The organism is Devosia sp. XGJD_8 (genome assembly GCF_046614475.1).
Taxonomy (GTDB): domain Bacteria; phylum Pseudomonadota; class Alphaproteobacteria; order Rhizobiales; family Devosiaceae; genus Devosia.
In genome coordinates, this window is sequence record NZ_JBKJHF010000001.1 from 1,430,590 (window position 1) to 1,446,525 (window position 15,936).

Annotated in this window: 13 protein-coding genes; 8 read left to right on the top strand and 5 right to left on the bottom strand. The window is 65.3% G+C overall.

Features of this window, described 5'->3' with window-relative positions; all coding sequences use genetic code 11:
- Positions 1–195: 195 nt before the first annotated feature.
- A complete protein-coding gene (locus tag ACLI1C_RS06715; protein ID WP_411396107.1) occupies positions 196–1,110 on the top strand; it encodes a DMT family transporter in 915 nt (304 codons plus the stop codon).
- On the top strand, positions 1,110–2,030 hold the full coding sequence (locus ACLI1C_RS06720) for a DMT family transporter (RefSeq protein WP_411396108.1): 921 nt from the start codon (positions 1,110–1,112) through the stop codon (positions 2,028–2,030). The genes ACLI1C_RS06715 and ACLI1C_RS06720 overlap by 1 nt, the downstream gene beginning before the upstream one ends.
- A gap of 7 nt (positions 2,031–2,037) precedes the next feature.
- On the opposite strand, the gene ACLI1C_RS06725 is transcribed toward ACLI1C_RS06720, so the two are convergent.
- The 4 genes from ACLI1C_RS06725 to ACLI1C_RS06740 all read right to left on the bottom strand — a co-directional run bounded on the left by ACLI1C_RS06725 (position 2,038) and on the right by ACLI1C_RS06740 (position 6,662).
- Positions 2,038–3,324 carry an NAD(P)/FAD-dependent oxidoreductase gene (locus ACLI1C_RS06725; protein WP_411396110.1) on the bottom strand — a complete coding sequence of 429 codons (1,287 nt, stop codon included), beginning with the start codon at positions 3,322–3,324 and terminating at the stop codon, positions 2,038–2,040.
- 70 nt (positions 3,325–3,394) lie between these two features.
- Positions 3,395–4,759, bottom strand: coding sequence for an FGGY-family carbohydrate kinase (locus tag ACLI1C_RS06730; protein WP_411396111.1), 1,365 nt, complete (start codon positions 4,757–4,759; stop codon positions 3,395–3,397).
- Between the two features lie 307 nt (positions 4,760–5,066).
- Complete coding sequence (locus ACLI1C_RS06735; RefSeq protein WP_411396112.1) at positions 5,067–5,933, bottom strand: SMP-30/gluconolactonase/LRE family protein; 867 nt, start codon at positions 5,931–5,933, stop codon at positions 5,067–5,069.
- 9 nt (positions 5,934–5,942) lie between these two features.
- Positions 5,943–6,662, bottom strand: a complete 720-nt coding sequence (locus ACLI1C_RS06740) for a FadR/GntR family transcriptional regulator (RefSeq protein WP_411396113.1) — start codon at positions 6,660–6,662, stop codon at positions 5,943–5,945.
- 188 nt (positions 6,663–6,850) lie between these two features.
- Between ACLI1C_RS06740 and ACLI1C_RS06745 the strand changes: the two genes are divergently transcribed.
- Positions 6,851–7,861 (top strand): mannonate dehydratase, encoded by a 1,011-nt coding sequence (locus ACLI1C_RS06745; RefSeq protein ID WP_411396114.1) that lies wholly within the window; start codon positions 6,851–6,853, stop codon positions 7,859–7,861.
- A 367-nt stretch (positions 7,862–8,228) separates the two neighbouring features.
- Here ACLI1C_RS06745 and kdgD read toward each other — a convergent pair whose 3' ends face one another.
- On the bottom strand, positions 8,229–9,134 hold the full coding sequence (kdgD, locus tag ACLI1C_RS06750; protein WP_411396115.1) for a 5-dehydro-4-deoxyglucarate dehydratase: 906 nt from the start codon (positions 9,132–9,134) through the stop codon (positions 8,229–8,231).
- Between the two features lie 210 nt (positions 9,135–9,344).
- On the opposite strand from kdgD, the gene ACLI1C_RS06755 reads away from it, so the two are divergent.
- The 5 genes from ACLI1C_RS06755 to ACLI1C_RS06775 are packed head-to-tail and all read left to right on the top strand — an operon-like array spanning position 9,345 to position 15,935.
- Positions 9,345–11,255 (top strand): ABC transporter substrate-binding protein, encoded by a 1,911-nt coding sequence (locus tag ACLI1C_RS06755; protein WP_411396116.1) that lies wholly within the window; start codon positions 9,345–9,347, stop codon positions 11,253–11,255.
- Positions 11,256–11,313: 58 nt separating this feature from the next.
- Entirely contained in the window at positions 11,314–12,297 is a 984-nt protein-coding gene (locus ACLI1C_RS06760) for an ABC transporter permease (RefSeq protein WP_411396117.1), read from the top strand.
- Positions 12,294–13,451 carry an ABC transporter permease gene (locus tag ACLI1C_RS06765; protein ID WP_411396118.1) on the top strand — a complete coding sequence of 386 codons (1,158 nt, stop codon included), beginning with the start codon at positions 12,294–12,296 and terminating at the stop codon, positions 13,449–13,451. The genes ACLI1C_RS06760 and ACLI1C_RS06765 overlap by 4 nt, the downstream gene beginning before the upstream one ends.
- Positions 13,452–13,458: 7 nt before the next feature.
- On the top strand, positions 13,459–15,138 hold the full coding sequence (locus tag ACLI1C_RS06770; RefSeq protein WP_411396119.1) for an ABC transporter ATP-binding protein: 1,680 nt from the start codon (positions 13,459–13,461) through the stop codon (positions 15,136–15,138).
- Between the two features lie 11 nt (positions 15,139–15,149).
- Positions 15,150–15,935, top strand: a complete 786-nt coding sequence (locus ACLI1C_RS06775; protein ID WP_411396120.1) for an NAD-dependent epimerase/dehydratase family protein — start codon at positions 15,150–15,152, stop codon at positions 15,933–15,935.
- The last annotated feature ends 1 nt before the right edge of the window (position 15,936 follow it).

The window sequence follows — 15,936 nt, forward strand, 5'->3', positions numbered from 1 at the left end:
AAGCGTAGGGGCCGGTAAGATCGCGCCCCATCCACCGTCTCCTCCTCCCCCTTCCAGGGGGAGGTCGGGTGGGGGTCCGTCACCGATCCATCAACTTCCATACAAGAATGCCCGCTCGGTCATTGACATGACCTCCGCCATCTTCCATCGCTAGGTTCTCCGCGTCTCCCTCCTGCGCCGCCATCCGGACCTGCCATGTCGTCTCCCATCGCGCCCATCGAGGAGCGCCGCCTGTTCGGCATCGGCCTGGTGCTCGCGGCCTATTTTCTCTTCGTCTGTCTGGATGGCTCGGCCAAGTGGCTGGGCCTGGTCGGCATTCCCGCCCTGCAGGTGATGTTCGTGCGCTATGCCGTGCATCTGGGCCTGGCCGCGGCGATCAACCTGCCCAGCAAGGGGCTGAGCCTGCTGCGCACCAATAGCCCTGGCCTTGAACTGCTGCGCGCCGGCGCCCTGGTGGGCTCGACGCTCTGCAACTTCACGGCAGTCCGCTACCTGCCGCTCACCGTCACCGGCGCCATCACCTTCACCGTGCCGCTGATCGTCACGGCCCTGTCGGTCTTCATCCTGCGCGAAACGGTCGGCTGGCGCCGCTGGACCGCCATTGCCGTCGGCCTGTTCGGCGTCCTCATCATCGTCCGGCCCGGCACGGAAGTCTTCCACCCGGCCACCTTGCTGTCGCTCGGCGGGGCCGTCTCCTATGCCTGCTACGCGATGCTGACCCGGCGCCTTGCCGGCGTGGATTCGGCCGGCACGCAGCAATTCTATGGCGCGGCCCTGCCCACCATCGTTCTGGCGCCCTTTGCCATCGCCACCTGGATATGGCCGACCAATGCCCTCGACTGGACCGTCCTGGCGCTGATCGGCGTCATCGGCTTTTCGGGCCATCAGTTCATCACCGTGGCCCATCGCTTCGCGCCGGCCTCGGCCCTGGCGCCCTTTGCCTATGTGCAGATCCTGTTCTTCACCTCGATAAGCTGGCTCGTCTTCAACCAGCCGCCCGACATCTGGCTCTTCATCGGCGCCCCCATAGTCATGGGCAGCGGCCTCTATATCTGGCTGCGCGAACGCGCACTGGCCAGGCCCGCCAGCCCCATCACCGAGGAACGCTGATGGCCCGTCCCGTCGCCGCCATCGAGCACAATGCCAACAAGGCCATCCTCATCCTGCTGTTGGCCCAGTCGGTGCTGATCTTCCTCGACGTCTCGGCCAAGTGGCTCTCCACCACCGGCATGCCCACCACCGAGATCATGTTTGCCCGCTACGGCCTGCATGTGGCCCTGCTCCTGCTGCTGGTCCTGCCCGTCCAGGGCTGGAGCCTCTTTTCCACCGGCAACTGGAAGCTCGAGCTGGCGCGCGGCCTTTGCCTGCTCGGCTCCACCGCCGGCAATTTTCTCTCCATGCGCTACCTGCCGCTGACGGTCACCGGCGCACTGCTGTTCACCTCGCCGCTGATGGTCTGCGCCCTCTCGGGGCCCTTGCTGGGCGAGCATGTCGGCTGGCGCCGCTGGCTGGCCATCGGCATCGGCTTTGTCGGCATCCTGGTCATCATCCGCCCCGGCACCGAGGCCTTCCACCCCGCGGCCCTGCTCAGCCTCGCCGCCGCCTTTTTCGGCGCCCTGTTCGGCATCCTGACCCGCAGGCTGGCCGGCGTCGACAGCGCCATGACCCAGCAGATCTATGCCGGTGGCATCTCGCTCCTCGTCATCACGCCCATCGCCTTCACCGACTGGGTCTGGCCCACCCAACCCATCTCATGGGTGGCCTTCTTCACCCTCGGCGCCGCCGGCGTGGGCGGCCACCTGCTGATCTCTGTGGCCCACCGTTATGCCACCCCGGCCACTCTGGCCCCGTTCAACTATCTCCAGCTGCTCTACCTGGCGCTGGCCAGCTGGGTCATCTTCAACCAGCCCCCCGACAACTGGTTCTTCCTCGGCGCCGCCATCATCATCGGCAGCGGCCTCTACATCTGGCTGCGCGAACGCAACCTGCACAAGGCGACGACATCGGTTGACGAAGTGGCGGAGCGCTGACGCGCCGCTACGCCTCCGTCACTTCCTTGATCGGCGCCTTGGCTTCGGCCTCGCCCTGGGTGATCAGCCGGGCGCTGCGCTGGCCGCTGAGATAGATCCACAGCCAGCTCAGCGCCACGGCTAGCCGGTTCTTGGTGTCGATCAGGAAGTAGATATGGGCGATGCCCCAGACCCACCAAGCCACCCAGCCCTTGAGCTGGATCCAGCCGAAATCGATCACCGCCGCCCGCTTGCCGATCGTCGCCAGGTCTCCCGCATGCTTGTAGCGGAACGGCTTGAGCGCCGTGTCCCCGGCCAGCCGCGCCCGGATGACGCTCGCGGCATGCTTGCCGCCCTGCTTGGCCGCATCGCCCACGCCGGGCACCGGCTTGCCATCGGGCATCGCGATACTGGCCGTATCACCCACCACGAAAATCTCGCCATGCTCCGGCACGCTCAAATCCGCTTCGACCTTGACCCGTCCGGCCCGGTCCGGCTCCAGCCCCAGCCACTTGGCCGCCGGCGACGCCTCGACCCCCGCCGCCCAGATGATGCATTCGGCATCGAGCCGCGTGTCGCCATAGACCAGCCCGTCGGCATCGATCGTCGTCACCGGCTTGCCCAGGATCACCTCGACCCCCAGATCGCGCAGCGACTTGAGCGTGTAGTCCGACAGCTCCGGCTGGAAATTGGCCAGCACCTTGTTGCCCGCCTCGATCAGCACCACCCGCGCCTTGCCCGGATCGGCCCGGCGGAATTCCCCCGTCAGCGTCACCCGCGCCAGTTCCACGATGGCCCCGGCCAGCTCCACCCCGGTCGGTCCCGCCCCGATGATGACAAAGGTCAGCAGCGCCTGCCGCTTTTCCGGGTCCGGCTCGCGCTCCGCCGCCTCGAAGGCCAGCAGCAGCTTGCGCCGGATCGTCGTCGCGTCCTCCAAGGTCTTGAGCCCGGGCGCGAACTTCTCCCAGTCGTCATGCCCGAAATAGGCGTGCCGCGCCCCGGTAGCCAGGATCAGGCTGTCATAGCCAACCCGGCTGCCATCCTCCAGCAACACGGCCTTGCCGGCCACATCCACGCCAGTCACCGTCGCCAGGAGCGTCGTCACCTCGCGTCGCTTGCGCAGGATATGGCGGATCGGCCAGGCGATTTCCGAGGTGCCGAGCGAGGCGGTCGCCACCTGGTAGAGCAGGGGCTGGAACAGGTGGTGGTTGCGCCGGTCGATCAGCGTCACATCGACATCGGCCCCCGCCAGTGCCTGCGCTGCCGATAGCCCGCCAAAGCCGCTGCCGACGATAACCACCCGATGCCGCGCCATGCCACACTCCTTGTTGCCCATCATATGGGGTCAACGGGCCGCGTCCACATCGGTTCAGCCTGCAAGGCAGCTAGGCGATTTGCTCGCGCCAGCGCTGGGCATAGGCGTCAAATCCCGGCACATCGAGCGGCGCCACCGCCGTGCCCGCCGCCGCCACGCCCTCGCCAGCCCCGAACAGCATGCTGGCCCCCAGGCTCGTCCCCGTCGCATCGCCCGATGCGCTGACCCTGACCCCCGCCAGCCGCGCCAGCGCCTGCGCGAAGAGCGCATTGCGCGCCAGCGGCCCCTCGATGATGATCTCCCGGCCCAGTCCGCACAGCTCGAGGCAAGCCCGCGTCAGCAGAGCCAGATAGAGCGAAGCCGCCGCTGTCCGCTCCTCGGCCGTCAACTGCGCCGGGTCGACCGTCCAGCGCCCCGCCGCCTGCGGAAAGGGGCCGACGCCGGGCGTGAAGCTCGGCTGCACGCGGATATCCCTCTCGATCACCCGCGCAATGTCAGCCCCGCTCGGCGTGCGAATTTCAGGCACCAGCGTATCGAATTCCCGCCCGCCCATGAACCGCGCCGTCGGCACCGCCCGTCCATGGGCGTCGACATTGGCCAGGCTGTCCCGCGCCGGGTCCAGCTGCCCGGTATCCCCGCCCACCGTCATGGCAATGGTCCAGGTGCCGGTCGAAATGATGCTGAAAGGGGTCGCACGCGCCCCCAGATGCGGCAGCAGCGAGGCATTGGAATCATGAATGCCGCAGGTCACCGGCGTCTCGGCCCCAAGCCCCGTCGCCGCCGCCACCGCGGGCACGATAGGACCGAGGACCGACGCCGCCGGACGCACCGGCGGAAACGTCTCCACCCAGCCCTGCGCCTTGACCATGCTGGAAAACTCCGCCCGCCCCGGCGCCCAGAGGTCGGTGTGGCAGCCCAGCGAGGTCACCTCGCTCGCCATCACCCCGGTCAGCCGCCAGGCCCAATATTGCGGATAGGTCAAAATGGCCGTCACCCGCGCAAACGTCGCCGCATGCGCACGCGCCTGCCAGAAGATTTGCGCGCCCAGATTGAGCCCATTGGGCAGGCGCGGCGACAGGGTCTCGGCAAAATCGGGCCGCGCCGCGCCATACTCCGCCGCACGCGCCTCGGGGCCGTCATGCTCATAGTCCAGCACCGGCATGGCAAGCTCTTCGCCCGCCATCAGTGCCGCGGTCGCCCCATGCGTGGTGATGGAAATCCCGTCCACCCCATGCTCGGCCTGCAGCGCCCTAAGGCTCTCGAGGATAAACCCCCACAGCCGCTCCACATCGGCATGCGGATAGAGTCCCTCGCGCAGCACCGTATTCGGCGTCCCTCGCGCCGCCACCTGCTGGCGCGTCGTGCTGTCGATCAACACCACCTTGGCATTGGTCTTGCCGATGTCGATGACAGCGATATGGCGGGGCAGGGGCATGGCTGGGCGCTCGTCCGGTCGTGATGCAGCGCCAATACTGGAAATCCGCAGCGGGCGCCAGAACTGACATGTTAGTCAGCGGCGTTTGCGACCGGGGGATGATGGTCTTCGCTGCGCACCCTCAGTCGTCCACCTCCCCTTGTGGGGAGGGCGACCGAATTTGGGTTGTGGCACTATTCCACCCCACCCACCGCGCTGCACCTCCCCCTTCCAGGGGGAGGCCGGGTGGGGGTTCGAGAGCCCCGATATCGGGGCCAAACCACCCCCTCCAGCGAACATGCATCATGGGAGGCCAGCTGGCTCTCCCCTACCTTCCAAACCGCCCCACCGGCACCCCGGGCACATCCACCCGAAAACGCACAACCCCATCCAGCCCCTCATCCGCCATCTTGGAATCGAGACTCGTCACGTAGACCGTCCGCATATCCGCGCCGCCAAAGCACGGCATGGTCGGCAGTCGCAGCGGCACATCCACCCAGCCCAGCAGGTCCCCATCGGCCGAAAACCGGTTGATCCGGCTCGCCGAGGGTCCCGCTGACCAATAGGTGCCCGCCATGTCGCAGGCGCCGCCATCGGGTCGCCCATTGGCCTCGTCATTGTCGCGCAGGCGCCGCCGGTTGCCGACTGCGCCGGTTGCCGCGTCGAAATCCCAGCAGTCCAGCCACATGCTGCCGCGCGAATCCGAATGGTACATCCGCGTCGCGTCGGCATTCCAGGCCAGCCCGTTGGAGATCGCCAGCCCCTCGGCGATCACCCGCACCGTACCATCAGCGCCGATGCGATAGAGTTTTGCCGCGGGCGCCCCATCCGTGCTTGCATCCATGCTGCCCACCCAGAAGGCGCCGTCCGGCCCCACCTTGCCGTCATTGAGCCGCATCTCGGACTTGGCATGGCTGACGCTGGCCACCAGTTCGCGCGCGCCGGTTTCGGGGTCGAACAGCACCACGTCGCGGCGCAAAGCCACCACCAGGCGCCCGCCCTGCGCCAGCCCGAAGCTGGGCACCGGCTCGTGGAAGTGCCAGCGCTGCCGCGCCCCGCTCGCCACGTCCAGCGCGTGGATCACCCCGGCGGGAATATCGCACCACAGCAGGCGCTGCTGCTCCGCGTCCCAGACCGGGCTCTCGCCCACGCCAAAGCGCTCGCGCACCACAAAGCTGATCTCGGGCGGCTTCATAAGGCTCTGCTACGTCCCGTCATGCGCCAGGCTCCATTCGCGATAGCGCCGCCGCCCGCCTTCCAAGTGCTGGCGCATCGCCGCCCGCGCATCGTCGGCGCGACGGTCGGTAATGGCCTCGAAGATGCGCCGGTGTTCGCTCTGGATATTCTCCAGGAACTCGGCCTTGTCCTTCTCGTCGGTAAAGCTGGCGCCCAGCGCCCGGCGCGGGATCAGCCGCTCGCCCATTTCATCCACGAACAGGCGAAACCGCTTGTTGTTGGTGGCGTCGGCAATGGCGCGGTGAAAGCTGCGATCGGCGTCGGTCGCCAGCGTATTGTCTTCCAAATGCCGCGCGAACTGGCTCATCGCCTGCTCCATGCGCAGCAGGTTGGTTTCCGTGCGCCGCTCCGCCGCCAGTCCGGCCGCCTCGATTTCGACGCTCATGCGGAATTCGATGAAATCCAGCACCTCGCCGATATCCTGCGGCGCCTCCATGAACATCGAGCCGCCCACCGGCTTGGGTGGTTCGCTGACATAGACGCCGCTACCGCGCAACGAGCGCAGCCGCCCCTCGGCCTTGAGGCTCGCTATCGCCTCCCGCACCACCGTGCGGCTCACCGAAAACTGCTCGCAGAGCTGGTCGGCCGGCGGCAGCTTGTCACCCGGCTGCATGCCGGCATCCATGATCATGCGGTTGAGGCCGTCCTTCACCCGGTCAGTCAGGCGTGGTGCTGCAGTGTCTGCCATGTGCGTCGTTTCGGCCATTCATTATGCGTTCATAGATGTGTTCAGACTTAGCCCGATTTATCATCCTGCGATAGCATCGGACGGCGCTGCCGTGCCGATTTCGCTGCCCCGCATCGCATGCCCGCTTGTACCATGGCAAAATCTTTCATACAACTTTGGAGAAATCATAACAGGCAAGGATATTGACCATGTATGTGGGCACCCAGCTCGGCGGCAGCAAACTCGAAGAGGTGGGTGATCGCTATCTGCGGCAGCTGGCCCAGCTCGGCATCGTCCATGTCTGCATCGATCCGCCCGGCAATCCCTATTCCTGGACGCGCGACGTGCTCAGGCGCCATATCGACCGCGTCGATGCGGCGGGCCTCGTCCTCGACATGGTGCAATTGCCGCTGCCATCCTCGGGCATCGAAAAGAACCACCAGTCGCCCGGCATCGTGCTGGGGCAGGGGCCCGAACGCGATCGCGAGATCGATGGCATCTGTCGCCTGATCGAGGATCTCAGCGCCATGGGCATTGGCGCGGCCAAGTATAATTTCAACCTGCTGGGCATTCCCCGCACCCCCTCCGAGCGCGGCCGCGGCGGCGCCATTCTGTCCACCTTCCGGCAGGACCAGCTGACCGATTCCGACATATTGACCGCCGCCGGCCAGGTCAGCACCGAGCAGATGTGGGAGCGCATCACCTATTTCCTCGAGCGCGTCGTGCCGGTGGCCGAAGCCAACAAGCTGCGCCTCGCCTGCCACCCGCACGATCCGCTGACCCCGCCCGGCTATCGCGGCATGGAGGAGCGCGTCCTGGGCAGCGCCGATGGCCTCAAGCACTTCGTCTCCATCGCCGAAAGCCCCTATCACGGCCTCAATTTCTGCCAGGGCACCATTGCCGAAAGCCTCGAAAATCCGCGCGAGGAAATCGGCGACATCATCCGCTGGTTCGGAGAGCGCAAGAAGATCTTCAACGTCCACTTCCGCAACATCAAGGGTGGCCGCTATTCCTTCACCGAGGAATTCCCCGATGCCGGCGATATGGACATGGCTGCCGCCCTCCGCCTCTACAAGGAAGTCGGCGTCGACTGCATGATCATGCCCGACCATTGCCCCGATATCGACGGCGAAGCCCCCTTCGAAACCGCCTTCGCCTTCAGCTTCGGCTACATTATCGGCCTGTTCCACGCCAATGGCTGGGATCCATACGGGCGCTGAGGAGGTTTGCTGTTCCACAATCCCCCACGCACCAGTCTCCTCCTCCCCCCGAAGGGGGAGGCCGGGTGGGGGGGGCGAGAGCCCCGATATCCTACCCACCCCCCCCTAACCTCCCCCTAAAGGGGGAGGAACCGCCCGGTGCATGGGCAGGATTTTGCCCATGAGCGGAGAGAAACCTCCCCCTCGATGGGGGAGGTAGGAGGGGGTGATGGGGGCCGCCATATCACGGCCAAACCACCCCCACTGTTGATCCCTCCCCACACGGGGGAGGGTGTTGACTGACGGTCCGGCTTCCCGCCCTCAAAACAAAAGCCCGGACCTCGCGGTCCGGGCTTTCTGGCACCAGGGAGGCCGTGCCAGGGAAGCTCTAGCTGTGTGCGGCGATCAGCTGCGCCAGCGTTTCGCGCTCGTCGGCGCTGAGTTCGGTCAGCGGGCTGCGCACCTTGCCGGCGGGGCGTCCCACGATGTCTGCGCCCGCCTTGATCATCGACACGGCATAGCCGCGCTTCTTGTCGCGCAGCTCGATCAGCGGCAGGTAGAAGCTCTTGAGCAGGGCCTGCACCGTCGCGCCATCGCGCTGGCGGATGGCGCGGTAGAAGCGCAGCGCCAGCTCCGGCACGAAGTTGAACACCGCCGAGGAATAGGTGGTGACGCCCATTTCCAGATACGGCTGGGCAAACACCTCGGCCGTCGGCAGCCCGCCGATATGCACCATGCGATCGCCGATCCGGCTCGCCACCTGCACCATCAGCTGCAGGTCGCCGATACCGTCCTTGTAGCCGATCAGGTTGGGGCAGAGCTCGGCCAGCCGCGCCAGCGAGTCCGGCGCCAGCCGCGAATTGTCGCGCGCATAATAGATGACGCCGATCCCCACCGCGTCGCAGATCGCCTTCATATGGGCGATGATGCCTTCCTGTTCGGCGAACATCAGGTAATGCGGCAGCACCAATATGCCCGCTGCGCCGGCCTTCTCGGCGCGCCGCGCCAGGTCCACCGCCATGCGCGTGCCATAGCCCACTCCGGCCAGCACCGGCACATTGGCCGAGCTGTTGCTCACCGCCGTGCGGATCACGTCGTCATATTCGTCATAGCCGATCGAGAAGAATTCCCCCGTGCCGCCCGCCGCGAACAGGCCCGACGCGTCGAACGAGGACAGCCACTGCAACCGCCCGGCATAGGAATCGCGGTCGAACTCGCCCGCCTCATCGAAGTCCGTCACCGGAAAGGACAATAGGCCCGAGCCGATCTTGGCCTTGATTTCGTCGAGGGTCACATCCATCTCCTGCACGCATAATTAGTATGATTACATTGAGCTAACACCGCCACATTCGCCCTGTCAACGCCCTCTCACAGGCGCCTGTTGAAAAGCAGTATGATTCATTGTTGACAAGGCTAATGCAGTCATACCACACTGCAACCGCCATCACCTATAACGGGGATAACCCCAGCGGTGCTGCAGCTAAAAGCTTGATGGGAGGGAACATTGAAGCATCTCAGGATTGCCGCTCTGGCGGGGATATCCATTCTTGCGCTCGGCCACGCCGCCTTCGCGCAGACCTATAGCCAGGCCCCCGAACTCGACGCGCTGGTCTCCAGCGGCGACTTGCCGGCAGTAGCCGACCGCGTCGGCGCCGAGCCGCGCGTCATCGTGCCGGTCAGTGAAGTAGGCCGCTACGGCGGCACCTTCCGCGGCGGCATGGTCGGCGGCAATGACCGCAACATGCTCTTCACCCATTTCGGCTACGAGCCGCTCATCGCCTGGGATGCCGACTGGACCGGCGAAGTTGTCCCCAATATTGCCAGCGGCTACACGGCCAGCGCCGACAGCAAGGATTTCACCTTCACCCTGCGCGAAGGCATGAAATGGTCCGACGGCAGCCCCTTCACCGCCGATGACGTCGCCTTCTTCATCCAGGATGTGCTGCCCGACGAAAAGCTCTTTCCCACCAAGCCAGGCTGGCTGACGGTGGAAGGGGAGTTGCCCACCGTATCGGTCGCTTCTCCGACTGAATTCACCATCTCCTGGACCAAGCCCAACGGCCTCTTCGTCGTCAATGCCGCCAGCGTCTATGGCGTGCAGCTTGCCCTGCTCAACAAGGCCTATTGCAGCCAGTTCATGCCGAAATACAATCCCGACGCCGAGGCCAATGCGACGGCCGCCGGGGCCGCCGATTGGGCCGAGCACATGGTCAATATGTGCGGCGTCGGCATCGAGAATATCCAGCGCTGGCGCAATCCGGAGCGTCCGACGCTCGAGGCCTGGCGCATCACCGAGCCCTACGAGGCCGGCGCCACCCGCGTCACCCTCGAGCGCAATCCCTACTACTGGAAGGTCGATACCGCCGGGAACCAGCTGCCCTATATCGATGACCTCAGCATTTCCGTGAATGCCGAGTCACAGACCTTGCTGCTGAGCGTGCTGGCCGGCGAGATCGACTACGAATCCCGCCACACCGCCAATCCCGTCAATCTGCCGGTGATTGCCGAGGGCATGGAGACCGGCGACTACTATATCAGCGCCCGCGAATCCCGCGTCGGCAACGCCATGACCATCTCGGTCAATCTCAACTCGCCCGATCCGGTCAAGCACGACGTCTTCCAGAACAAGGACTTCCGCGTCGCGCTGTCCCATGCGCTGGATCGCCAGGCCATCATCGACGCGCTCTATTTGGGGCAGGGCACGCCGCAGCAGGTCTCCCCGCGCCAGGGCACGCCTTACTACAATGAGCGTCTCGCCACCCAGTTCATCGCCTACGATGCCGAGGAAGCCAACCGCCTGCTCGACTCCATCGGTCTCGACAAGCGTGGCGGCAATGGCTTCCGCCTCGCGCCCGATGGCAGCCCGCTTGTGGTCAATGTCGCAGCCGTGACGGCGCTTGGTGCCATGGCCGACGCCGCCGAACTCTTCGTGCAATATTGGCAGGCCGTGGGTGTCGATGCGCGTTTCGCCGCCATGGACCGCACCCGCTTCTACGAGGAAAAGACCGCCAGCCAGCATGACATCGTGGTTTGGGGCGCCACCTCGGGCGGCATCGACGTCTTCATCGATCCGCGCGACTATTTCCCCTTCTCCACCGAGTCCAACTTCGCCGTCGAATGGGCCAAGTTCTATATCGGCGATGGCGGGCAGGAGCCGCCCGATTACGTCAAGGAGCAGTGGTCGCTCTACGACCAGATCAAGGCCACCTCAGACTCCGACGAGCAGGCCGCCCTGTTCCAGAAGCTGCTCGATATCGCCGCCGACCAGTTCTACCAGATTGGCGTCAGCACCGCGATCAACGGCTTTGCCGTCGTGTCCAACAATCTGGGCAATGTCCCCGAAGGCACGCCGGTAGGCTGGATTCACCCAGATCCTGGCACGCTGAGCGTCGAGCAGTTCTACTTCAAGCAGTAGCAGACGCCCCCGCGGTCCGGCCTTTGGCCGGGCCGCTCATCCAACCGGGTGCCCCGTCATGTTGTTCTTCATTCTCAAGCGGATCGCCGGCATGATCCCGGCCATGCTGGCCATTTCCGTGCTGGCCTTCACGGTCATCCAGCTGCCGCCGGGCGACTATGTCTCCACCTATGCCGCCCAGATCGCCCAGTCCGGCGAAACGGTCGATAGCGCCGTGCTCAACAATCTGCGCGAGCGCTATGGCCTCGGCGAAAACGTGGTGGTCCAGTATTTCAAATGGATGGGCGGCATTGTCCGCGGCGATTTCGGCCAGAGCTTTGAGTGGAACCAGCCGGTCACCGACCTGATCTGGGGCCGCATGGGCATGACGGCGCTGATTTCGGTGCTGACCCTGGTGCTGATGTGGGCCTTCTCGCTGCCCATCGGCATCTATTCGGCGGCCCGCCAATATTCGATCACCGATTACCTCTCCACCGCCTTTGCCTTCCTGGCCATGGCCACCCCAAATTTCCTGCTCGCCATCGTGCTGCTCTACATCACCACCATGTGGTTCGGCGTTTCCGTCGGCGGGCTGTTTTCGCCGCAGTTCGAGAATGCGCCCTGGTCGCTGGCCAAGCTCTGGGATTTCATCACCCATGCCTGGGTGCCGATCTTCGTGCTGGGCACGGCCGGCACCGCCTCGCTGATCCGCATCATGCGCGCCAATCTGCTCGACGAGCTGCACAAGCCCTATGTCGAAGCCGGCCGCGCCAAGGGCCTGCCCGAGGCGCGCCTCATCCTGTCCTACCCGACACGGGTGGCCCTCAACCCCTTCATTTCCACCGTCGGCTGGGTGCTGCCCGCCCTGATCTCGGGCGAACTCATCGTCTCGACCGTGCTCAACCTGCCCACGGCCGGCCCGCTGCTGCTGCAGGCGCTCAAGAGCCAGGACATGTATCTGGCCGGCGCCTTCATTCTGCTCAGCGGCGGGCTCGTGCTGATCGGCACCCTCGTCTCCGATGTCCTTCTCGCCATTTCCGATCCGAGGATCCGCCTGTCATGACCCTCGAAGCTCCCCTGCCACATCAGGACGATGACCTGCTCGACCGCCAGCTCAATGCCGGCCAGCTCCAGGCCGCCGGCCAGTGGACCATGGTGTGGAACAAGTTCCGCAAGCACAAGCTGGCCGTCGTCTCGCTCTTCGTGGTGGCGCTGATCTACTTCGTGGCACTCTTTGCCGAGTTCCTTGCGCCCTACGATCCGGGCAAGTTCGACCCGCGCTACACCTATGTGCCACCGCAGTCGATCGGCTGGTTTGTCGATGATGGTGCCGGTGGCCAGAGCTTCCAGCCCCATGTCACCGGCTTTGACATCAAGCTCGATCCGGTGAGCTTCCGCCGCATCTTCACGCCCGATCCCACCCAGGTCATCCCCATCGGCTTCTTCGTCCCCGGTCAGAGCTACAAGATGTGGGGCCTGTTCGACATGAACCTCCATTTCATCGGCCCGCTCGATCCCTCCCACCCCTTCTTCCTCGCCGGTGGCGACCGGTTGGGCCGGGACCTTCTGAGCCGCACCATCCATGGCACGCGCATTTCCATGTCCATCGGCCTGGTCGGCGTCGGCCTGTCCCTGCTCATCGGCATGATCCTGGGCGGCATTTCCGGCTATCGCGGCGGCATGGTCGATCGCGTCATCCAGCGCGTCATCGAGTTCATACGCTCGGTGCCCACCATTCCCCTCTGGCTGGGCCTCGCCGCCGCCATGCCCAAGGACTGGCCGCCCTTGCAGGTCTATTTCGCCATCCTGATCATCCTCTCGCTGATCGGCTGGACCGAGATCGCCCGCGTGGTGCGTGGCCGCTTCCTGAGCCTGCGCACCGATGATTTCGTCATCGCCGCCCGGCTCGATGGCGTCAGCGAATTCCGCCTCATCATGCGCCACATGATGCCCTCGCTCTATTCCCACATCATCGCCGCCATCACCCTGGCCATTCCCAACATGATCCTGGCGGAAACCTCGCTCAGCTTCCTCGGGCTCGGCCTGCAGCCGCCCATCGTCAGTTGGGGCGTCTTGCTGCAGGACACGCAGAACCTGCGGGCCATCACCCAGGCCCCCTGGCTCTTCGTGCCGGGTGCCTGCGTGGTGCTGGCGGTGCTCGCGCTCAATTTCCTCGGCGATGGCGTCCGCGACGCCGCCGACCCCTATGCCAAGTGAGGCTGCCATGATCGACACCGCCACGCCGATCCTGCGGGTCAGCAATCTCTCCGTCGATTTCCCGATGCACAAATCGGTGCTGCATGCCGTCAAGGATGTGAGCTTCGATCTGCATCGCGGAGAAACCCTCTGCGTCGTGGGCGAGAGCGGCTCGGGCAAGTCCGTCACCGCCCGCGCCATCCTGCAGCTGGTCGCTAAGCCGGGCGAGATCACCGCCGGCAGCATCCATCTCGCGACCGAAGCCGGCGAGGTCGACATCGTCGCCCTCGGCAATCGCGGCTCGGCCATCCGTCAGATCCGCGGCCGCCGCATCGCCATGATCTTCCAGGAACCGATGACGAGCCTGTCGCCCGTCCATACCATCGGCCACCAGATCATCGAGACCATCCTGCTGCACGAAAAGATCAGCAAGGAAGAAGCCCGCATTCGCGCCGCTGCGCTACTCGACCGGGTGCGCATTCCCAATCCCGATGCCGCGCTCGACCGCTATTCCTTCGAATTCTCCGGCGGCATGCGCCAGCGCGCCATGATTGCCATGGCGCTGTCCTGCAACCCGGAAATCCTCATCGCCGACGAGCCGACCACCGCGCTCGATGTCACAACCCAGGCCGAAATCCTTTCGCTCATCCGCGAGCTGCAGCGCGACCGGGGCATGGCGGTACTGTTCATCACCCACGACATGGGCGTCGTCGCCCAGATCGCCGACCGCGTCATGGTTATGTTCCGCGGCGAAAAGGTCGAGGAAGCCAAAGTCTTTGACCTCTTCGCCCGCCCGCAACAGGCCTATACCCGCGCGCTGCTTGGCTCCGTGCTCAAGCTCGAGACCCCCGCGCCGCGTCCGGCCCGGCCGATGGCCGAAAAACCGATCGCCGAGATCAACGATCTGGCGCTGCATTTCCCGCTCAATCCGGGCTTTTTCGGCCGCCCCACCGCCTATCTCAAGGCCATCGACGGCGTCAGCCTCACCATCAACCAGGGCGAGACGGTCGGGGTCGTCGGCGAATCCGGTTCAGGCAAGACCACCCTGGGACGCACCCTACTGCGGGTTTACAATCCCACCGGCGGGCAGGTGCATTACTGGCGCGGCGATGGCACCTCGGTCGATATCGCCTCGCTCGGCAAGGCCGGCATGAAGTCGCTCTATGGCGAAGTGCGCATGGTTTTCCAGGATCCGCATTCCTCGCTCAACCCGCGCATGACCATCTACCAGATCATCTCCGAGCCCCTGCGCACCAATACCGACATGTCCGAGCACCAGATGATGGACCGGGTGCAGGAATTGCTCACCCGCGTCGGCCTGCCCGCCGATATCGGCGACCGCTATCCGCACGCCTTTTCCGGCGGTCAGCGCCAGCGCATCTCCATCGCCCGTGCCATCGCCGTGCGGCCGCGTCTCATCATTGCCGATGAGCCCACCTCGGCGCTCGATGTGTCGCTCCGCCACCAGGTGCTCGATCTGATGCGCGACCTGCAGTCCGAATTCGGCCTGTCCTACCTCTTCATCTCGCATGACATCTCGGTCATACGCTATTTCTGTGACCGCGTGGCGGTGATGAAGAATGGCAAGATCGTCGAGATCGGCGACGTCGCCCAGATTTGCGAGCGCCCGCAGCACGATTATACTCGGCAGTTGATCAGCGCCGTACCCCGCCCCGATCCGCGCCTGCGCGCCGATGCTCCCGCCTGAGGAATAGACCTATGCCCCAAATCCTGCTGACCGGTGCCTCGGGTAGGCTGGGTAGCCATTTGCGCCAATGGTTCGCCGCGCGGGGCAGGGCCTTCCTGCCCACAGATATCGTCGCCCCCGAGGATGGCTCCCCGGTCGAGATCGCCGACCTGGCCGACCGTGCCGCCATCGACCGCCTGATGTCGCGGGACATTTCCGCCGTCGTGCATTTTGGCGGCATGGCCAAGGAAGCCGGCTGGCAGACCGTGCTCGAAGCCAACATCATGGGCGCCTACAATGTCTTTGAATCGGCCCGCAAGGCCGGCGTCGGCCGCGTCATCTTCGCCTCGTCCTACCATGCCCAGGGCATGTACCCGACCGCCGAAGTGCCGATCGAAATCGACGCGCCCTACCGCCCGGATTCGCTCTATGGCGTGTCGAAGGCGTTCGGCGAAACCCTGAGCCGGCTCTATTTCGACAAGTTCGGCATCGAGTGCCTCGCCATCCGCATCTGCACCGCCGGCCAGCCGGGCACGCCGCGGGAAGCACGGCTCTGGTTCAACCGTGACGACCTGGCGAGCCTGGTCGACCGCGCTTTGGATATCGAGACGCTGGGGCACCGCACCATCTACGGCATCTCGGACAACCCCAACGCCTTCTTCGTCAATGCGCCTGACGCCGAATTCGGCTGGTCTCCCGGCCATGGCTCGCTCGAACTGGGCTCACCCGACCCGCGCGAGCCGCTCGACCCCGCCGATCCACGCCACCGGCTGACCGGGGGCGTCTTTGCGCAATGGGGCCATTTCGACGACGCCTGAC